General features: G+C 63.7%; 21 protein-coding genes. 12 read left to right on the top strand and 9 right to left on the bottom strand.

Annotated elements, in window-relative coordinates; all coding sequences use genetic code 11:
* Positions 1–25: 25 nt before the first annotated feature.
* From ABIA45_RS12580 to ABIA45_RS12570, 3 genes are all read right to left on the bottom strand, one after another.
* A complete protein-coding gene (locus tag ABIA45_RS12580) occupies positions 26–607 on the bottom strand; it encodes a TRAP transporter small permease subunit (protein WP_271547242.1) in 582 nt (193 codons plus the stop codon).
* Positions 608–776: 169 nt separating this feature from the next.
* Positions 777–1,811, bottom strand: a complete 1,035-nt coding sequence (gene moaA / locus ABIA45_RS12575; RefSeq protein WP_404652217.1) for a GTP 3',8-cyclase MoaA — start codon at positions 1,809–1,811, stop codon at positions 777–779.
* Between the two features lie 305 nt (positions 1,812–2,116).
* Positions 2,117–2,824 (bottom strand): HAD family hydrolase, encoded by a 708-nt coding sequence (locus ABIA45_RS12570; protein WP_404652215.1) that lies wholly within the window; start codon positions 2,822–2,824, stop codon positions 2,117–2,119.
* Positions 2,825–2,987: 163 nt separating this feature from the next.
* Here ABIA45_RS12570 and rpiA point away from each other — a divergent pair, with 163 nt between their 5' ends.
* From rpiA to ABIA45_RS12550, 4 genes are all read left to right on the top strand, one after another.
* Entirely contained in the window at positions 2,988–3,719 is a 732-nt protein-coding gene (rpiA, locus tag ABIA45_RS12565; RefSeq protein ID WP_404652213.1) for a ribose-5-phosphate isomerase RpiA, read from the top strand.
* Positions 3,716–4,258 (top strand): DUF2059 domain-containing protein, encoded by a 543-nt coding sequence (locus ABIA45_RS12560; RefSeq protein ID WP_157282340.1) that lies wholly within the window; start codon positions 3,716–3,718, stop codon positions 4,256–4,258. The genes rpiA and ABIA45_RS12560 overlap by 4 nt, the downstream gene beginning before the upstream one ends.
* Before the next feature lie 47 nt (positions 4,259–4,305).
* Complete coding sequence (gor, locus tag ABIA45_RS12555) at positions 4,306–5,694, top strand: glutathione-disulfide reductase (RefSeq protein ID WP_157282339.1); 1,389 nt, start codon at positions 4,306–4,308, stop codon at positions 5,692–5,694.
* 284 nt (positions 5,695–5,978) lie between these two features.
* A complete protein-coding gene (locus ABIA45_RS12550) occupies positions 5,979–6,479 on the top strand; it encodes a hypothetical protein (protein ID WP_271547237.1) in 501 nt (166 codons plus the stop codon).
* A gap of 145 nt (positions 6,480–6,624) precedes the next feature.
* On the opposite strand, the gene ABIA45_RS12545 is transcribed toward ABIA45_RS12550, so the two are convergent.
* Positions 6,625–7,062, bottom strand: coding sequence for a hypothetical protein (locus tag ABIA45_RS12545; protein ID WP_271547282.1), 438 nt, complete (start codon positions 7,060–7,062; stop codon positions 6,625–6,627).
* 162 nt (positions 7,063–7,224) lie between these two features.
* Between ABIA45_RS12545 and ABIA45_RS12540 the strand changes: the two genes are divergently transcribed.
* Entirely contained in the window at positions 7,225–7,476 is a 252-nt protein-coding gene (locus tag ABIA45_RS12540) for a hypothetical protein (RefSeq protein ID WP_404652209.1), read from the top strand.
* Positions 7,477–7,981: 505 nt separating this feature from the next.
* On the top strand, positions 7,982–8,203 hold the full coding sequence (locus ABIA45_RS12535) for a LuxR C-terminal-related transcriptional regulator (RefSeq protein WP_157282336.1): 222 nt from the start codon (positions 7,982–7,984) through the stop codon (positions 8,201–8,203).
* A gap of 91 nt (positions 8,204–8,294) precedes the next feature.
* Here the strand turns inward: ABIA45_RS12535 and ABIA45_RS12530 are convergent, their stop codons facing one another.
* The 4 genes from ABIA45_RS12530 to ABIA45_RS12515 all read right to left on the bottom strand — a co-directional run bounded on the left by ABIA45_RS12530 (position 8,295) and on the right by ABIA45_RS12515 (position 12,086).
* On the bottom strand, positions 8,295–9,434 hold the full coding sequence (locus ABIA45_RS12530) for a hypothetical protein (RefSeq protein ID WP_157282335.1): 1,140 nt from the start codon (positions 9,432–9,434) through the stop codon (positions 8,295–8,297).
* A gap of 326 nt (positions 9,435–9,760) precedes the next feature.
* The gene (locus ABIA45_RS12525; protein WP_128262302.1) at positions 9,761–9,946 is read right to left on the bottom strand and encodes a hypothetical protein; all 186 of its coding nucleotides are present in this window, start codon (positions 9,944–9,946) and stop codon (positions 9,761–9,763) included.
* 64 nt (positions 9,947–10,010) lie between these two features.
* Positions 10,011–11,240, bottom strand: a complete 1,230-nt coding sequence (locus ABIA45_RS12520) for a carboxylate-amine ligase (RefSeq protein ID WP_404652206.1) — start codon at positions 11,238–11,240, stop codon at positions 10,011–10,013.
* Between the two features lie 18 nt (positions 11,241–11,258).
* A complete protein-coding gene (locus ABIA45_RS12515) occupies positions 11,259–12,086 on the bottom strand; it encodes a class II glutamine amidotransferase (RefSeq protein WP_404652204.1) in 828 nt (275 codons plus the stop codon).
* 357 nt (positions 12,087–12,443) lie between these two features.
* Here ABIA45_RS12515 and ABIA45_RS12510 point away from each other — a divergent pair, with 357 nt between their 5' ends.
* The 5 genes from ABIA45_RS12510 (at position 12,444) to ABIA45_RS12490 (ending at position 15,003) form a co-directional block, all read left to right on the top strand.
* The gene (locus ABIA45_RS12510; protein ID WP_128262299.1) at positions 12,444–12,911 is read left to right on the top strand and encodes a TerB family tellurite resistance protein; all 468 of its coding nucleotides are present in this window, start codon (positions 12,444–12,446) and stop codon (positions 12,909–12,911) included.
* A gap of 2 nt (positions 12,912–12,913) precedes the next feature.
* On the top strand, positions 12,914–13,276 hold the full coding sequence (locus tag ABIA45_RS12505) for a hypothetical protein (RefSeq protein WP_036034483.1): 363 nt from the start codon (positions 12,914–12,916) through the stop codon (positions 13,274–13,276).
* A complete protein-coding gene (locus tag ABIA45_RS12500; RefSeq protein WP_128262298.1) occupies positions 13,273–13,920 on the top strand; it encodes a TerC family protein in 648 nt (215 codons plus the stop codon). Before ABIA45_RS12505 ends, ABIA45_RS12500 begins: the two co-directional genes overlap by 4 nt.
* 31 nt (positions 13,921–13,951) lie before the next feature.
* Positions 13,952–14,536 (top strand): TIGR00645 family protein, encoded by a 585-nt coding sequence (locus ABIA45_RS12495; RefSeq protein WP_275500202.1) that lies wholly within the window; start codon positions 13,952–13,954, stop codon positions 14,534–14,536.
* Positions 14,537–14,739: 203 nt separating this feature from the next.
* Positions 14,740–15,003 carry a hypothetical protein gene (locus ABIA45_RS12490; RefSeq protein WP_036001521.1) on the top strand — a complete coding sequence of 88 codons (264 nt, stop codon included), beginning with the start codon at positions 14,740–14,742 and terminating at the stop codon, positions 15,001–15,003.
* Positions 15,004–15,223: 220 nt separating this feature from the next.
* Here the strand turns inward: ABIA45_RS12490 and ABIA45_RS12485 are convergent, their stop codons facing one another.
* Complete coding sequence (locus tag ABIA45_RS12485) at positions 15,224–16,120, bottom strand: alpha/beta fold hydrolase (RefSeq protein WP_157282328.1); 897 nt, start codon at positions 16,118–16,120, stop codon at positions 15,224–15,226.
* A 181-nt stretch (positions 16,121–16,301) separates the two neighbouring features.
* Here ABIA45_RS12485 and ABIA45_RS12480 point away from each other — a divergent pair, with 181 nt between their 5' ends.
* On the top strand, positions 16,302–17,690 hold the full coding sequence (locus ABIA45_RS12480) for a class II 3-deoxy-7-phosphoheptulonate synthase (RefSeq protein ID WP_036001515.1): 1,389 nt from the start codon (positions 16,302–16,304) through the stop codon (positions 17,688–17,690).
* Positions 17,691–17,694: the final 4 nt, after the last annotated feature.

Raw genomic sequence — 17,694 nt, 5'->3', positions numbered from 1 at the left:
TTCCCCCCTACACCGTCGCCAACGGCTACTTCTTCTCGATCGCTTCGACGAGATGCTCGACTTCCGCTTCGAGCGCCGACACCTGTGATTCGTGCGGGTCCGGCATCAAGCCGCGCATCACTGCAATCCGCTTGATCAGCTCGGAGATGGCTTGCACCAGCAGGAACGCGAACCCGATCATGATCAGGGCTTTGGCGGGCCATTGCGGCAGGCCGCCGGCATTGCCGGATTGTTCGTTGATCTGGAAGGAGCGAAGGAAGAACGGCACTCCGGTAATGATCATGACGATACAGATCGGAGTGAGGAAGAACACGTGACCGACGACGTCGATGACGTTGCGCGCCTTCTTCGGCAGCGTGTTGTTCACGATGTCGATGCGAATGTGCTCATTGTCGAGCAGCGTCCAGGGCGAACAGAGCAGGAAGACGATGCTGAACAGCACCCATTGCAGCTCGAGCCACGAATTGGACGACGTGTCGAACGTCTTGCGGATGATCGCGTTGACTGCCGAGATGATAACGGCGAGCACGATCAGCCACGCAATACGCTTGCCGGTCCAGCGCGTGAACGCGTCGATTCTGCTGCTCAACTTAAGGAGCGCTTGCAACGATAGGTCCTCCCCCGATTGTGCCCCGGCCGTCTTGACTGCGCCGAGATGGCGCGTGGCTTGTCTCGCCGCGCAGGCATGAGGCCGCCGCACCAAACCAGCGGGCGTGCCGTCAGTCAATCGGAAGTTTGTTGATAGTTAAGGGGAATAAGGCCGGAACTGTACGGAGTTAGCCGCCCGTGACGCTCATGTGCCGGGAAACGCTCGGACGGTCGTGGCGGCGGTCGATGATGAAGTCGTGGCCCTTGGGTTTCAGGCCGATGGCGCGGTCGATCGCATCCGCAAGCAATAGATCGTCGCCGGATGCACGCAGAGGTTTGCGCAAATCGGAGGCATCCTCGTGGCCGAGGCAGGTGTGCAGCGTTCCGGTGCAGGTGATGCGCACACGGTTGCAGGATTCGCAGAAATTATGGGTCATCGGCGTGATGAAGCCGAGCTTGCCGCCGGTCTCGGCGACGCTGACATAGCGTGCCGGCCCGCCGGTGGTCTCGGCCAGATCCGTCAGCGTGAATTGCTGTGCGAGGCGGGCGCGCACCAGCGACAGCGGCAGATATTGGTCGATGCGGCCCGATCCGATCTCGCCCATCGGCATCACCTCGATCAGCGTCAGGCCCATGCCCTTACCGTGGGCCCAGCGCATCAGCTCGGGCAGCTCGTCCTCGTTGAGGTTCTTCAGGGCGACGGCGTTGATCTTCACAGCAAGCCCTGCAGCGCGCGCGGCCTCGATGCCCTCCAGCACCTTGTCGATCTCGCCCCAGCGGGTGATCTCGCGAAACTTCTTGGGATCGAGGGTGTCGAGCGAGACGTTGATGCGGCGGACGCCGCAATCGGCGAGCTCCCGCGCGTGCTTCGCAAGCTGGGTGCCGTTGGTGGTCAGCGTCAGCTCGCTCAACGCGCCGCTCGACAGATGCCGCGACAACGAGCGCACCAGCGACATCACGTTGCGGCGGACCAAGGGCTCGCCGCCGGTGAGGCGCAGCTTCTTCACGCCCTTGGCGATGAAGGCGGTACAGAGCCGATCGAGCTCCTCCAGCGTCAGCAGGTCCGCCTTGGGCAGGAACGTCATGTCTTCCGACATACAGTAGAAGCAGCGCAGGTCGCAGCGGTCGGTAACGGAGACGCGCAAGTAGGTGATGGTCCGCCCGAACGGATCGGTCATCGCGCTCGACAGCGCGGCGCGGGGGCTCGCAGGAAGTCCGTTCATAGCAAATGCCTTGTCACTTTACGGCGACGGGGCGCACCTCTGCTTCAGCGGTGCGCTCGAAGCAATCTAAGCATCGGACGCGGTTAGGACAATCGGGTGGTATACGTGGGTGCGGCCCTGGCGTGGCCGCGCGTGGAATGCTGCGTCGGCTCGTCGGGTGTGGTTTGCAACCGGTTCCGCGCAAAGCCGGCGTCGGCCTCGGCCCGTTGGCAAGCCGAGATATGCTCGCGCCCATGGCGGCGCGGGGAAGGCCCTGTGGATAATCCTCGGGATGCCGGACTTTTCTGCTAAAAACTTTAGTTCTATCAATGTGTTATCGTAATCTTTGCCGTCATTAGGCTGCTAACGGCCGCCGGCAGGTCGCGCATGTGGTGGATCAGGCGGTCCGGCTTGAGCTCGGCGATCGGCACGTCGGTGTAGCCGAAGCTGACCCCGATCACGGGCACGCCGGCCCGCCGGGCGACACCGACATCGGTTCCGGCATCGCCGACCATGATGCTGGCCTTCACGTCGCCGCCGGCCCGGGCCACGGTCTCGCGAAAAATGGTCGGATCGGGCTTCTGGACGCCAAAAGTGTCCGCACCGCAGATCGCCGCGAAGCGGCGGGTGAGGTCGAGCTGGTCCAGCAGGCGCTTCGACAGCCATTCCAGCTTGTTGGTGCAGACCGCGAGGCGGTGGCCTTGCGCCGAAAACTGGTCGAGCGCGGCCTCGAGACCCTCGAAGGGGCGGGATTCCACCGCGATATGGTCGGCGTAATAAGCGATGAAATCCGCGGTCATCCGGTCCATGTCCGCGGGCGTGACGGTGCGGCCCTCCGCTTCCAGCCCCCGCTCAATCAGCTTGCGGGCACCGGCGCCGATCATGTTGCGGGCCGAGGCCATCGGCACCGGCGGCAGGCCTTCGCGGTCGAGCACGTAATTGAGGGCCGTGATCAGGTCGGGCGCCGTATCCACCAGCGTGCCGTCGAGATCGAAGACGATGGTGTGAGGGGACGTCGTCTTGAAGGAGGTCATGATTCCCAAGCGCTACCGGCCCGGTCCTATCCGCGCAAGGGGCGGGCCCATAAGATCACCTTATAGGCCTGTTCCCAGACCCTGTTCTCCGGGGAAAAACGAGGCTACATAGGCGCCCGAAACCGGCCGGAATCGGCCGAGACTTCACAAGGCAGGCGCACACGTGACCATGGACCAGTTGAAGCGGCAGGCTGCGGCGCGTGCGCTGGAGGAGGTGCGCGACGGCATGCAGCTCGGGCTCGGCACCGGCTCGACCGCCAAGCACTTCGTCGAGCTGCTCGGCGAGCGCGTTGCCGCCGGGCTCAAGGTGATCGGCGTGCCGACCTCCGAGGCGACGCGGGCCGATGCGGAACGCTGCGGCGTCAAGCTGACGACGCTGGACGAGATCGACCATCTCGACCTCACGATCGACGGCGCCGACGAGATCGATCCCGAGCTCAATCTGATCAAGGGCGGCGGCGGCGCGCTGTTGCGCGAGAAGATCGTGGCGGCCGCCTCGGACCGCATGATCGTGATTGCCGACGACAGCAAATGGGTGCCGACGCTCGGCAAGTTTCCGCTGCCGGTCGAGGTCATCCCGTTCGGGCTCGGTGCGACGCGCCGCGCGATCGAAAAGGCATTTGCCGAATGCGGCGTTTCCGGGCAAATGGCACTCCGCAAGGCCAAAGGCGGGGACAAGGACGGCCACGTTTTCGTCACCGATGGCGGCCACTGGATCGTCGATGCCCAGCTCGGACGTATTACGGATCCCTCCGGTCTCGCCAAGGCGTTGAGCGCCATTCCCGGTGTGGTCGAGCACGGGCTGTTCATCGGCTTGGCCAGCTCGGCCGTTCTGGCGAGCGGCGGCGGAATCCGCGTGATTGAACGGCGCAAGCCGAAAGGAGACCAGGAATGAAGAACGTCTTGAAATTCTTGCCGGCTGCGGCTCTCGCTGCGGGACTGGCCGTTTCGGCCGCCCCGGCCGTGGCGCAGCAGGCGGGCCAGAAGGCCCCCGCGGCGCCGGCCCAGCCGAAGGCTTCGCCCGCGGCGATCGCGGCGGCCAAGGAAATTCTGCAGATCAAGAACGCCGCCGGGATGTATGCGGGCGCCGTGCCGGGCATGGTCGAGAAGACCAAGGGCGCGCTGATCCAGCAGAACCTCAATTACCAGAAGGACCTCAACGAGGTGGCGCCGATCGTGGCCCAGCAGCTCAACGGCCGCCAGAACGAGATCGGCGAAGGCATGGCGCAGATTTATGCCAGCGAGTTCACCGAGCAGGAGCTGAAGGACCTCGTCGTTTTCTACAAGTCGCCCCTGGGTAAAAAGCTGATCGAGGCCGAGCCGCGCGCGATCGGGCAGAGCATGGCGTTCATGAACACCTGGGCCCAGGGCTTCTCGGAAACCGTGATGGGCGCCTTCCGTGCCGAGATGCGCAAGCGTGGCAAGGAGATCTGAGCGCACCTATCTGGAAGGTCGTTCCTGAAAAGGGGTCGGAGTGGACAATGGCTGATTTCGACGTCGACCTCTTCGTCATCGGTGGCGGCTCGGGCGGCGTACGTGCCGCCCGCATCGCGGCCGGCTACGGCGCCCGCGTCATGATCGCGGAAGAGTACCGCATGGGCGGCACCTGCGTGATCCGCGGCTGCGTGCCGAAGAAGCTGTTCGTGATCGGCTCGCATGTCCGTCAGGAGCTCGAGGACGCCGCCGGCTTCGGCTGGACCGTTCCGCCCGCGAGCTTCGACTGGCCGACGCTGATCGCCAACAAGGACAAGGAGATCGCGCGGCTGGAGGCGGCCTACACCGCCAATGTCGAGAAATCAGGCGCGCAGATCGTCAAGTGCCGCGCGGTGATCGAGAACAAGCACACCGTCCGCCTGCTCGAGAACGACAAGAAGGTCACGGCGAAGTACATCCTGATCGCCACCGGCGGCGCGCCCAATCATGGCGCGGCGATCCCCGGCATCGAGCACGTGATCTCCTCCAACGAGGCGTTTCATCTTGCGAGGCTGCCGAAGCGGATCGTGATCCAGGGCGGCGGCTATATCGCGCTGGAGTTCGCCGGCATCTTCGCCGGCTTCGGCTCCGATGTGACGGTGATCTATCGCGGCGACAACATTCTTCGCGGCTTCGACGAGGATGTCCGGACCCATGTCCGCGCCGAGATGGAGAAGCATGGCATCACCATCCTCACCGGCTGCACCGTGACCAAGGTCGACCGCCACGGCGAGGACTTCACCACGCATTTGTCGAACGGCTCGAGCCTCGCCTCCGACCAGGTGATGTTCGCGATCGGCCGCCATCCGAACGTCGCCAATCTCGGCCTGGAGAATGCCGGCGTCGCCATCAATCCCGCGAACGGCGGCATCGCGGTCGACCATTTCTCCAAGAGCTCGGTCGACAGCATCTATGCCATCGGCGACGTCACCCACCGCTTCAACCTGACGCCGGTCGCGATCCGCGAGGGCCATGCCTTCGCCGACACGGTGTTCGGCAAGCGCGAGGTGCAGGTCGATCACGCCAATATCCCGACGGCGGTGTTCTCGCAGCCGGAGGTCGGCACGGTCGGCCTGACGGAAACCGAGGCGCGCGCGCAATTCAGCCACGTCGACATCTACAAGACGACGTTCCGGCCCATCAAGGCGACGATGTCCGGCCGCGACACCCGCGTGCTGATGAAGCTCGTGGTCGACGGTGCGACCGACCGCGTGCTCGGCTGCCACATCGTCGGCGATGCCGCCGCCGAGATCACGCAAGCCGTCGCGATCGCGGTGAAGATGAAGGCGACCAAGGCCGATTTCGACGCGACCATCGCGCTGCATCCGACCGCGGCCGAAGAGCTCGTCACCATGCGCACCCCGACCGCACGGCACGTGCGGCAGGCGGCGGAGTAGAGGCGAGCAGCTCTTGCTTAGTCTCCCCGTCGCTCCGCGAGGAGGCGGGCAAGCATGCCCATGATCCGCATGATGCGGTTCCGCACCTCCGTCCATTTTCCTGAGCAATGCGAGCGCGGAAGTTCCTGTCGGGAACACGCCATCGATCGGGTGCGGCTTGCTCAATTGACTTAAATCAAGTGCGCAAGGTGCTGGAAGAGAATTGATTGCCTCCGGTGCCGCTGGCGCGAGCATTCAATTCTGAAGACAGCAGTCGCCGGCACCTCACTACCCGGGAGGATGCTATGGTTCGATACAGTCTGATCGGCTTTGCGGCCGCGATCCTCGTTGCGGCCAGCCTTGTTCCTGATGATGCATTTGCACGCCGCGGTGGAGGTGGCGGCTTTCGCGGTGGGGGAGGTTTTCACGGCGGCGGCATGAGCGCGCGGGGCTTTCATGGTGGCGGCATGAGGGCAGCCCACGTTCGAGGCGGCGCCGTTCATGCAGGACGCATCCACGGTGGTCGGGGCTATCGAGTGGCCGGAGGTCCACGGCCTTCGCACCCAATAGCAGGACGTCCAGGCTATCCAGGTCGTCCAATCGCCGGCCGGCCGGGACGACCGATCGCGGGTTACCCGGGATACGGTGGCGGCTATTATCGGCCGGGTTGGGGTTACGGTGCTGCCGCTGTAGGCGCCGCCGCGGCCGCGGGAGCCTACGGGTACTACAACAATTACAACAGCGGTTGCTACTACGATGCCTACGGCAGCTACGTCTGCCCTGGTCAATATCCGTATCAGTATTGAGAGAAGCGAGGGAGCGGGGCGGCCGTGCCCCTCGCTCTCTCAGCGACCGCTGCGAATAGGGGCAATCTTCTTCGCGGTGCCTTCGCATTTGCCCGTCAGTCTTGCCCTGAGCCAAGCGTCCAAGAAGCTTCTCTCGCTTGCTGGCTCAGACGGGGCACGAGCGATACATGGCCTGCAGCGGGCCTCCACTAAGAAATATCGTTCGCCGCGTTAACCCGCCGCGTTGGGCTATCCAGCGACGCACCGGCCCCGGATACATCGAATAAATCATGCGCGTCGCGCCGGGGTTTGTCACGGGCTGTCCGCGATGCCCAATGTCCCAAGCGGCGTGAAACGCGAGTTCTGCACGTGAAGTGACGCAAATCCTGTTCGAGGGCAAGGTCGCCAAGACAATCGTGCAGGCAGATGCGCAGAAGCCGTCGATCATTACGTCCCGACCTGAAGCGCGCAGCCGCTCATAACGATCGATATATTTTCCGATCCTTCCGCCGGGATCGTATGCGATCCGTACGGCGGCCGCCTCGCTTGAGCATGATCCAGCTAATACGAGCATTGTAATGAGAAGCCCCATCCAGCGTTTCATGCCTATCGCCCCAAAAGGTCGACTGTTCCCTGAGCTCCATTTTGACAATCAGAACCGCAGGGGATTGATCTACATCAATTAGCGACAGGACTTGAGCGGCTCAGTCGAGGGGCCAACTAGCAGCGCGCGCATCACGTACGGAGCAAGGGGATGTGGGTCCTGATGTACGTCTTCTCCTATTCAGTCAGCCCCGCCGCCACCAGTGACAAGGCGGAATGGAGGCTCCTCCCAACCGTCGTGTTCCAGGAGTTCACGAGTGAGGAGCGATGCCGGAGGGCCAAGACTACACTTGAAGGCAGCTTGAGCGAGGCCGGAGCCAAGCTTAGAAGCGGTTTGGAAGATTTGAAGAGCCTAGGGAAAGCCGATCCAACGCAGATCATCATCGCATACAACGTCGAATGCCTTCCGAAGTAAACTTCGGCCATGGACCCGCCAGCGCAACAGCGGGAGGCGCGAAAGCATTCGGAAAAGAACCTGCCAATGTTCGTTGATGCAGCGGAGCGCGGCCAGGCCACGATCGATGATGACTGCCTGGTAGGGATGGGAGAGGCAACCTTGCGCATGCAGCACCCGCATCGGCAGATGGCATCCCGAACCTGTGCGCGAATGCCAGCGGATCGAGGCCCAGCGAGCGCAAGCCAACTCTGCGCGGTGAGGCCGAACGTTCACTTTTGGACCTTTGCCCGCAGGAGTTCGATGTAAGTTTGTCGGGCAGGTGGAAATGTAATCCATGCGAGACCGTGTTTATCTTGTGCTCGCCGTGTCAGCCAGCATATTCACAATCGCAGCCGTTTCTGTCCTCGCCCTAAGCTTTTGATTGCCAACTAGCGTGCCCGACGCTCGCGACTATCGAAGAAGGGCCGTTCGAACTTCTGACCGCCGTCGCAGCGGAGGAGTCACGAGACACGACAAGAGGCAAATGACCGACATTTTGCTCAGCCCTCACGAGAAGCGCTTTCTTAGGCGCCTGGCCGCCGGGAAAACAGACGCGGAGATCGCTGTCCGGCTTGGAGGCAGCTGCAAGCAAATCGCAGAACAGCGAGCGCGATTGTTGGCGAAGCTCGGAATCACGGCTCCAGAGGAGATCGTCGACACAGCAAAGCGACTTGCGAGCTGGAGCACTTACAGAGGCGTTACGTAACTCGGGGGCATCAGGCATCCTTGTCGCGCGGCCTGCTGCTCCAAGTACCAGTTCTGCGTCAGAAGGCCTCGGGCGCCTAACTGCGAGCCGCCTAGCCGTACAAATACCCGACCGGCTTGCCTTCCGTGCGCAGGGGACGCACGTCCTTTTGCGTAATGATCTGACCGGCAAGGCCGTCGATCTCGTCGCGCTGCGTCGCCGTCCAGCTGCGCAGCTCGTTCATGCCCTTGAGCAGGCCGAGGCGGAGGACCTGGGTGTTTTCGCCGACGCCGATCAGGCTGATGGAATCCTTGCCCGCCGTCACCACGTCGCCGGCAGAGAGTTCAAAGCTCTCGCCGGACTTTTTCTTGAACTCGGCCGTGCCGCGAATGACGCGATAGATCACGACCTCGCCCTTGGCAAAGCAGGTCGCGTCCGCCGCGGCAGACGTGCTCTTCGGCAAGAGCGCGTGGCCACGCGGGTCGGTCGCGATGATGTGGCCGGTGACGAGACGCCCGCTCGGAATCTCGATGCCGATATCGCGCACGTAAACCGGCATCGCCGATCTGACAGGACCATCGGTGAGCGGCTTGAACAGCGCGTCGAGCGCCAGGGGATCCTGAAGCCAGAAGCCGGCATCGGCCGGGCGGTCATGCAGCGGATGGCTCCAGGCCACGCGCGGCGTTTCGTCCTCATTGATCTGATCCGGACCGACAATGGTCGGGTTCGGAAAGGTGGTGGGATCGGTGATGAAGGCTTCGAGGAATTTGCCGGAATAGCCCATCGAGATCGGATCGGGCACCACCGTCTGCGGCGTCTTCAAATTCTCTTCGGTCGACAGGCCCGACCAGGTGTAGAACAGCTGGCGATGCACGATCGCGCTTTGCAGCATCACCGCGCCCGGGCCGACATTGTACCAGCGGCCGTCATAGTCGAAGGTGAACGCGCCCGAGGTGACCAGCACGAGCTGAAAGCCGCCCGGCGGCAGATGCAAATGGAAGTCGGTGGGGCCGGTGTCGGGCCGGTAGATCGGCAGATTGGTGGCGACCTCGTGCAGCAGGAAGGTTTCGTTGTTGGCGTGGAAGCCTTCGTTGGCGCGGTTGTAGAGCGCCTGCGGCCGGTAGGTCGCCTCGAAATTCGCATTCTTGTCGCGATCGATCGCCACGAAGTCCTGATCGTTGAGACGCAGCCGGGCGCCGTTCGGATGGGTGAGCCCGGTGAATTTGATGTCTCCGGCAGCATGCACGTTCATGGCATTCTCCGATCTGAGGCCATTCATCCCGGAAGCCGAGCGCACGTGACTGGCCGCTCCTCATCGTGGCCGGGCAGGGACTTGGCCTGATGCTGTCTTGCGAATTTCAGGCCAGCCGGAGCGCAATGCGGCGCGCTGGTCCGCCGGCTGCACGCGACGCGCAAATAATCGAGATTGCACCTGAGGTTAGACAATAGGTGGCGCCGAACTCGCCCGACCTGTCCGGGCAAGCCGTCAGTGGGCGCAGCGGCTTGTCTTGTCTAATTTGTCGGCATGCCCTGCAAAAGCGCATGCAGCCGGCCCCCGCGACGGGCGCCCGGCACGGTTCAGTCGAATGATCGCGGAAGCGCCGGCTCGGGTTTGCCGGACGGGCTGCCTGCCCATTTCGCCATGTCCATGGCGCGCGCGTCGAAGCCTTCGCACCAGAGGCAGCTCGGCTCCGTGTGACCGTGGGCCGTCAGCATCGGGACAAGCGCATGGCCGCAGCCGTTGCAGGGTGTGGTGCGATTCATGCGCTTCTCCAACGATCGCCGTAATTCAGGAATGGCATTTTCGTCGCGCAAGCTTGCGCGGGCGCTATGACGGTGCAGGAGCGCTGCGACGCACAGGCGCGCTCGTTCCCGACAGCGTAGAGGTAGCGATCCATTGTGACACGGCTGCGATGTCGTCGCCGCTGTCGCGATAGGCGCGAAGCTGGAATTCCGCCGAGCTGCCGCGCGCGACGATGGTGCGGCAGTGTTCGATCTCGGCGGAGCAGTTCAGTGCGGCTGCGTCCTCCGCAATGTCGTCGATCACCCCGGTGAGCAGCTCCGAGATCGTCACCGGCCCGTCCTTGGAGGCGAAGATGCAGTCGGTGCCGTAGCGCTGGGCGCGCCATTTGTTCTCGACCGCGATCGCGCGCTCGACCGCAGTGACCTCCCGGGACAGCTGAGGGCGCAGATAGAGATGCCGCGTCAGGCAGCGGTAGAGCGAGGCGATGGCAACCGCGTCGTCGACGAAGGTGCAGGTGTCGGGTGCGCGAAGCTCCAGCGTCGGATGCTTCATGGAGGGGCGCATTGCCCACCAGATGTGGCTCTCGTCCGGGATCACGCCGGAGCGCTGCAACGCGCCGACATAAGCGTCGAAATCCTGCTTGCCTTCGAACAATTCGGGCAGGCCGGTGCGCGGCAGCTCGGAATAAGCCGCGAGGCGGTAGCCCTTCAATCCGGTCTTGTGCGAATTCCAGAACGGCGAGGACGCCGACAGCGCGATGAACAACGGCAGGTGCGGCAGCATCGCCCGCATCACCGCCATGCGTTTCTCGGGATTCGGCAACTGCACGTGCACATGCATGCCGCACATCATGTTGCGGTGCCCGATGCTGCGCAGATCCTCGATCATCTCCTCGTAGCGCGGTTTTGGGCTCGGCTGCGACATGCGCCAGACCGCGCTCGGGTGCGTGCCGCAGGCCATGATCACGAAGCCGTACTGCGCAGCGACGTTCGCGACCTCGCGTCGCAGGAAGCGCAGCTCCTCGCGCGCGTCGTTCACGTCGACATGAACGTTGGTTGCGACCTCGAGCTGCGATTGCAACATCTCGCGCATGGCCTGGCCGCCGGTCGACCAGTTTGCCGATTCGAACAGCTCGTTGGGCGTGCGGATCGCGACCTCGAAGCTGCGGCGGTCAGCGAGGAAGTATTCCTCCTCGATGCCGAAGGAATATTCCGCCGGATTGCCGCCGCCGCCGGCAGAACGGATGACGACATGCTGCTTGTCCTCGGAGGGGGCAAGACGCAGCAGCTTTGAAACGTCTGAAGCAAATGTCATTAGCCACCGGCGCGGTCACTACCTGCGGGCGATAATCCGTCTGATCGTGGCCGGTTCCGCACCCGATGTACTGGAAATTGCAGGGTCGAACGGAACAATTTTGACGGCTTCGGACGCTCGCGCGATCAAGGCGTGGTTCGGCGGGACTTCCGCCCAGTCCGATTCCTTATCGAACGGCTCGGAGACGACGATGACTTGCCCGCCGTCCTCGCGGAAGTAGAGCGTGTTCGCGGCATCGTTCACCGAGACCCGAAATGCGTAGAGGTCGCGGCCGTTGGCAATCGCGCTGGTAAAGCGCAGCCGTTCGCGAAGCCCGCCTTCATTGACGAATCCGAGGAGCGATTGCAGCACGGACTGTGTCGCGCCGAGCGGATCGTGCTCGAGACCCGCCCCCATCATGGCCAGGAACACGGCTTCCGAATCCGTTGTGCCCAGCCGCGACGGATAGTAGGCATCGGGAATCAGCGCCTCGACTTTGCGCCGCAGCCGATTCCAGCTGCCGACGAACCCGTTGTGCATGAACATCCAGTGCCCGCAGGCAAAGGGGTGACAATTCTGCCGCGTCACGGCCGTGCCGGTTGCGGCACGCACATGAGCGAAGAACAGATGCGAGCGCAGATGCCGGCAGAGGTAGCGCAGGTTTTCGTCCGACCACGCCGGGCGCGTCTCGCGATAAAGGCCCGGCTCGGGGTGCTCGCCATACCAGCCGAGACCAAAGCCGTCTCCGTTCGAGCCCGCCGTGGACTGAAGCGAGCGGATGCTCTGCGCAATCAGCGAATGCTCGGGTTCGGTGACATAAGGCTCGAACGAGGTGGTTTCGCCCCGGTATGCGATCCAGCGGCACATGCGGGTTCCTGCCAGGCGGTTGATGCGTCGCGAGGTGCATCAACACTTGTCGCGGACGCATGGTTCCAGCTGCGAAAGGGTCGCATGACCGATCCCGCGACGCCGAATGGATGCGGCGGCTGGTCGCAGCCAGTCCGCCTTGATTCCGACAGGCGTACCTATATTTCTGAAACGAACAAGAATCCGGGCCCCTCTGGCGAGGACGCCGACGTTCGTCGGCAAACCTCGCGATGTCGGATGACCAGTCCCGCGCGAATGCGATGGATCGGCCGATTGTCGGGCCCCTGTTTCGTTTTCTCCGACCATTCGTCCCCATCGCAGCTCCGTGCGGCTATTTCGCAAGTTAAGGGAGCTACGATGTCCGGAACCAAGTCCTCAAATTCGATCGAGATCACGGAACCGTCCAGCCTGAATGAGCAGGCCGCGGCCGCTGTGGTGATCGTGGGCGCGCTGGTCGCGGTTGCCGACCGACGGGTCTCAGCCGTCGAACGCGACGAGGTGATCCGTTTCATCAGAGACCGCAAGCTGGCGCCGCACATCGGCGACGAACGGCTCCGTGCGATGTTCGACGAACTCGCCGAACGGCTCGAAGAGCCGGATTTTGCCAACGTCGTGATTGATACGCTGCGACCGGTTTCGAACCTGCCGCTGTCGTCGCATCTGGTGGAGCTGTCGGAGCGCGTTGCTGCCGCAGACGAGGACGTACATCCCCACGAAGTCCAGGCGATTAAATTGTTGCGCTTGCTGACGCTGGTGCTGCCGCGTGCGAAGCCGGTCGGGGCGAGTGCGCCGGGCCCCAAGCTGCAGGCCGCCTCGAAGGGGTAAGCATGAGCACGATTTCGAACGAGCGCGCCAGGCAAACCGAGGGGAACACCGACCAGATCGCCGGTGGCGACCCGCGCCTGGCCAAGCTCGTCGACCGCCTGCCGCCGCGCATGAGCGACACCCTGACCTATCTGCTCAAGCCGTCCAGCCGCTGGGTCAGGATCCCCTCGGGCACGCTGCTGGTCGTCGGCGGTGTGCTCTCCATCCTCCCGGTGCTCGGCGTCTGGATGCTGCCGCTCGGCCTTGCTCTGCTCGCCGAGGACGTGCCTGCGCTGCGCTCCTCCCGTTCAAAAGTCTTCGACTGGATCGAGCGGCGCAAGCCGCATTGGCTCGATCCGTCTGCCTCTAGGAATGATCAATCATGACTGAACTCATCACCGCCGAAGCGCTGTCCGCGCTGTTTCAAGTCATCCTGATCGATCTCGTGCTCGCCGGCGACAATGCCGTCGTCATCGGCCTTGCGGCTGCCGGCCTGCCGGCCGAGCAGCGCCGCCGCGCCATCATCGTCGGTATCGCCGCTGCCACCGCACTGCGTATCGCCTTCGCCGGCGTTGCGACCCAGCTTCTGCAAGTGATCGGCCTTCTGCTCGCCGGCGGCGTTTTGCTGCTCTGGGTCTGCTGGAAGATGTGGCGCGAGCTGCGCGAGCAGGCCGCGCATGCGAAAGAACTCGCATTCGATAGCGGCAGCGCAGGTGCTGCGCCGGTACAGCAGCCGGTACAGCGGAAGACTTTCGGCCAAGCAGCGGTGCAGATCGTCGCCGCCGACGTGTCGATGTCGCTCGACAACGTGCTCGCGGTCGCGGGCGCCGCGCGGGAGCATCCCTACATTCTGGCCTTTGGCCTGCTCTTGTCGGTTGGGATGATGGGCGTCGCCGCGGATCTGCTTGGCCGCTTGCTCCAGAAGCAGCGCTGGGTGGCCTATGTCGGCCTCGCCATCATCCTTTACGTCGCGTTTGAGATGATCTATCGCGGGACGCTGGAACTTGCACCGGTGATTGCGAGTCTCTGAGGCGACAATCTACCGCAATCCGGAGTGATCAATGACGTCCGAACCCAAAGCACCTTCGGCGCGGGCCGCGCCGTTGCCGCCGGTCGGCCTGCTTCCGAAGCTGATCTTCGGCTCGCGCTGGCTGCAGCTGCCGCTCTATGTCGGCCTCATCGTCGCCCAGGCCGTCTATGTGCTGTTGTTCCTGAAGGAGCTCTGGCACCTCGTCTTGCATTCGTTCGACGCCAGCGAGCAGCAGATCATGCTGGTCGTGCTCGGGCTGATCGACGTCGTCATGATCTCGAACCTTCTGATCATGGTAATCGTGGGTGGATACGAGACCTTCGTTTCCCGGCTGAACCTCAGCGGCCATCCGGACGAGCCGGAATGGCTCGGTCACGTCAATGCCAGCGTGCTCAAGATCAAGCTCGCAATGGCGATCATCGGCATCTCCTCGATCTCGCTGCTCAGGACCTTCATCGAGGCCGGCAATCTCGGCACGACCCGCAGCAATTTCACCGAGAGCGGGGTGATGTGGCAGGTGCTGATTCACATGACCTTCATCGTCTCGGCGGTAGGCATCGCCTGGGTCGACCGCCTCAGCGAGAGCGGCCATCGCAAGGTGGCCGAGCACGGCTGATAAGCTGGCCGCCCAATACCTCCCGAGCGGCCAATCCTGGAGCCCGCCTGATCGTCCGGTTGGGCGGGCTCTTCTTTCGAGATCGATAAAATTGTCTGCAATCGGTTCAGCGCCGGCAAACGCTGCCGACAAGAAGCAGGGCGCCTTAAACCGGGCCTTTGGAACCAATCGGCATCCTGCCCGCAAAAGGGCAGGGCATCGGCATGACAATTCTCAGGGAGATCGTCGCAGCGGTCGCGGGAGTCTACGCGCTCCTGCTGGTCTGTGACGCATTGTTCGGCGTCGGCGAGGCGCGCTTCGACGACGCTTATTACCGCGCCAGCTTCTACGCACCGCGGCCGAAGGAATTTCGGTTCGCGAGCGACACGCCGCCGGCGGTCCGCGTCAGCGACGCCTTCGCGCAGTTCGCACCTAGCGACGCCAAGCCGAACCGGCGCTACTCGTCGCTGACGACGATCATCCGTTAGTGGATGACACCTTTTCCCTGCGGCCATCCTTCGAGACGCCCGCTTTAGGCGGGCTCCTCAGGATGAGGGCGGAGTATGTGGCGGCAGTTTCAACGGGCACCGACCCTGATTAGCCTCATCCTGAGGAGGCGCGTAAGCGCCGTCTCGAAGGACGAGGCGGGCCGCAGACCGCCGCTAAAAGTCATTTGCAATAGCCCTGATCCGGGAGAGGTGAACAACCTCATTCCCCCTGAATCCATTCCGCGACCCCGCGCCACAGCGTGTCGCGGTGCTCGGGGCGGAAGAAGCCGAAATGGCCTATTTTCTTGGCGCCGACGTCGGACGGTTTGACCATCAGCACCTCCGGCTTGATCGCAGTGAATCCGCTCGCGAGCAGCTCGACCGCGGGCCGCGTCGCCCAGGGATCGTCGGAGAAGCATAGCGAGCGCAGCTCGCCCTTGAACCTGGCGAAGTTCTCGAGTGCCGGCAGCTTTGAATCGAACAGATAGCGCGGGCTCGAGACCCATTCGGTCCATTGCAGGAAGACGCCCTTGGGCAAATCCTCGCCGACGCCGGCCCAGCCCGGTGCGTAACCGAGTGCATGGACCAGCGGCACACCGACAAAATTCATGAACGCGTAGACCCGGTATTTTTCCGGCGAGGTCATCAATCGCCATGTCGCGGCCTGCGAGGCCACCAAGGCGGCGCGCGAGATCTCGCTGTTGTTCGCGATCAGCCCGAGCGCCTGGCCGCCGAAGGAATGGCCGATATAGGCGAGCGGCAGGGCATGATAGCGCTCGCGCATCCAGCTGACCGCGGCGGTGACGTCGAGCGCAGCCCAGTCCGACATCGAGGCCTTGAAGCCGACCAGCGATTTCGGCTGGTTGTAGCCGACCATCGCCGGCAGGCGGGAATCGCCGATGCCGCGATAGTCGTAGGTCAGCACCGCGCAGCCGCGATGGGCGAGGTAGGAGGCAAAGCCCCGATAGATCTTTCGCGGCACGGCGGTCGCCGAATTGATCAGGACGGCATGGCGCTTGGCGCCGCGCGGCAGGAACAGGGTGCCGGTCAGGGCATAGCCGTCGGCTGCCGGGAAGCTGATCTCGTCGATGAAAACGTCATCCAGTGCCGCGCCCATGGCGGTCGGTGTCCTGTCGGATTCCTCAAGCCTGCCCAAGCAAATGCGAATTCGGCTTTGGCCGCAAGGGTTTGCGCTGCGAAATGGATTTACAACTGGCGGGGCGTGGCCGGCCTGTGTATAAGGCGGCCCTCGCAACCCCTAGATCAGGTTGTGGTTTTTGCTTCACGGAGAGATTGCGATGTCCGAGCGGTGGACGCCCGAGTCCTGGCGCAGCAAGCCGGTGCTACAGGTGCCCGAATATCCCGACGCCAAGGCTCTAGCCGATGTCGAGGCGCAGCTTGCGACCTTTCCGCCGCTGGTGTTCGCAGGCGAGGCGCGCAATCTGAAGAAGGCCTTGGGCCGCGTTGCGGCGGGCGAAGCCTTCCTGCTACAGGGCGGCGACTGCGCCGAGAGCTTCGCCGAGCACGGCGCCAACAACATCCGCGACTTCTTCCGCGTGCTGCTGCAGATGGCGGTGGTGCTGACCTATGCCGGCGCGGTGCCGGTGGTGAAGGTCGGCCGCATCGCCGGCCAGTTCGCAAAACCGCGTTCGTCGGCGACCGAGAAGGTGAATGGCGTCGAGCTGCCGAGCTATCGCGGCGACATCGTCAACGACATCGCCTTCACCAGCGAAGCGCGCATTCCCGATCCGCAGCGCCAGCTGATGGCCTATCGCCAGTCCGCCGCGACGCTGAACCTGCTCCGCGCGTTCGCCACCGGCGGCTTCGCCAATCTCGGCAGCGTGCATCAATGGATGCTAGGCTTCCTCAAGGATAGCCCGCAGTCACGCCGCTACAAGGAGCTGGCCGACCGCATCTCGGACGCGCTCAACTTCATGCGCGCCTGCGGCCTCGACCTCGAGAGCCATCCGGAGCTGCGTGCCACCGATTTCTACACGAGCCATGAGGCGCTGCTGCTCGGCTACGAGCAGGCCATGACCCGCGTTGATTCCACCACCGGCGACTGGTACGCGACCTCGGGCCACATGATCTGGATCGGCGACCGCACCCGCCAGCTCGATCACGGCCATGTCGAATATTTCCGCGGCATCAAGAATCCGATCGGGCTGAAGTGCGGCCCCTCGCTCAAGGTAGACGAACTGCTGAAGCTGATCGACGTGCTCAATCCCGACAACGAGCCGGGCCGGCTGACGTTGATCGGCCGCTTCGGCTCCGACAAGATCGGCGAGCATCTGCCGAACATGGTCCGCGCCGTGAAGCGCGAGGGCCGGGTGGTGGTCTGGTCGTGCGATCCCATGCACGGCAACACCATCACCTCGACGTCCGGCTACAAGACTCGCCCGTTCGACCGCATCCTGTCCGAGGTCAAGTCGTTCTTCGCGGTCCACGCCGCCGAGGGCACCCATGCCGGCGGCGTGCATCTGGAGATGACCGGCCAGGACGTCACCGAATGTCTCGGCGGCGCCCGCGCGATCACGGACGAGGATCTCAACGACCGCTACCACACGGTCTGCGATCCCCGCCTCAACGCCGAGCAATCCATCGATATGGCGTTCCTGGTCGCGGAGCTGCTCAAGCAGGAGCGCGCCGGCAAGGCTCAGCCGATTCCGGCCGCAGCGGGGCTGTAAGACC

It is taken from the genome of Bradyrhizobium sp. USDA 336, assembly GCF_044908355.1.
Lineage (GTDB): Bacteria > Pseudomonadota > Alphaproteobacteria > Rhizobiales > Xanthobacteraceae > Bradyrhizobium > Bradyrhizobium yuanmingense.
Note: the sequence above shows the minus strand (reverse complement) of the source record. Positions and strands in the feature narration are given on the sequence as shown.

Coding starts and splice junctions, on each gene's coding strand:
- moaA (WP_404652217.1), bottom strand. CDS start 1,811: ATGAACGGACTTCCTGCGAGCCCCCGCGCCGCGCTGTCGAGCGCGATG.
- ABIA45_RS12570 (WP_404652215.1), bottom strand. CDS start 2,824: ATGACCTCCTTCAAGACGACGTCCCCTCACACCATCGTCTTCGATCTC.
- ABIA45_RS12560 (WP_157282340.1), top strand. CDS start 3,716: ATGAAGAACGTCTTGAAATTCTTGCCGGCTGCGGCTCTCGCTGCGGGA.
- gor (WP_157282339.1), top strand. CDS start 4,306: ATGGCTGATTTCGACGTCGACCTCTTCGTCATCGGTGGCGGCTCGGGC.
- ABIA45_RS12550 (WP_271547237.1), top strand. CDS start 5,979: ATGGTTCGATACAGTCTGATCGGCTTTGCGGCCGCGATCCTCGTTGCG.
- ABIA45_RS12545 (WP_271547282.1), bottom strand. CDS start 7,062: ATGAAACGCTGGATGGGGCTTCTCATTACAATGCTCGTATTAGCTGGA.
- ABIA45_RS12540 (WP_404652209.1), top strand. CDS start 7,225: ATGTACGTCTTCTCCTATTCAGTCAGCCCCGCCGCCACCAGTGACAAG.
- ABIA45_RS12535 (WP_157282336.1), top strand. CDS start 7,982: ATGACCGACATTTTGCTCAGCCCTCACGAGAAGCGCTTTCTTAGGCGC.
- ABIA45_RS12530 (WP_157282335.1), bottom strand. CDS start 9,434: ATGAACGTGCATGCTGCCGGAGACATCAAATTCACCGGGCTCACCCAT.
- ABIA45_RS12525 (WP_128262302.1), bottom strand. CDS start 9,946: ATGAATCGCACCACACCCTGCAACGGCTGCGGCCATGCGCTTGTCCCG.
- ABIA45_RS12520 (WP_404652206.1), bottom strand. CDS start 11,240: ATGACATTTGCTTCAGACGTTTCAAAGCTGCTGCGTCTTGCCCCCTCC.
- ABIA45_RS12515 (WP_404652204.1), bottom strand. CDS start 12,086: ATGTGCCGCTGGATCGCATACCGGGGCGAAACCACCTCGTTCGAGCCT.
- ABIA45_RS12510 (WP_128262299.1), top strand. CDS start 12,444: ATGTCCGGAACCAAGTCCTCAAATTCGATCGAGATCACGGAACCGTCC.
- ABIA45_RS12505 (WP_036034483.1), top strand. CDS start 12,914: ATGAGCACGATTTCGAACGAGCGCGCCAGGCAAACCGAGGGGAACACC.
- ABIA45_RS12500 (WP_128262298.1), top strand. CDS start 13,273: ATGACTGAACTCATCACCGCCGAAGCGCTGTCCGCGCTGTTTCAAGTC.
- ABIA45_RS12495 (WP_275500202.1), top strand. CDS start 13,952: ATGACGTCCGAACCCAAAGCACCTTCGGCGCGGGCCGCGCCGTTGCCG.
- ABIA45_RS12490 (WP_036001521.1), top strand. CDS start 14,740: ATGACAATTCTCAGGGAGATCGTCGCAGCGGTCGCGGGAGTCTACGCG.
- ABIA45_RS12485 (WP_157282328.1), bottom strand. CDS start 16,120: ATGGGCGCGGCACTGGATGACGTTTTCATCGACGAGATCAGCTTCCCG.
- ABIA45_RS12480 (WP_036001515.1), top strand. CDS start 16,302: ATGTCCGAGCGGTGGACGCCCGAGTCCTGGCGCAGCAAGCCGGTGCTA.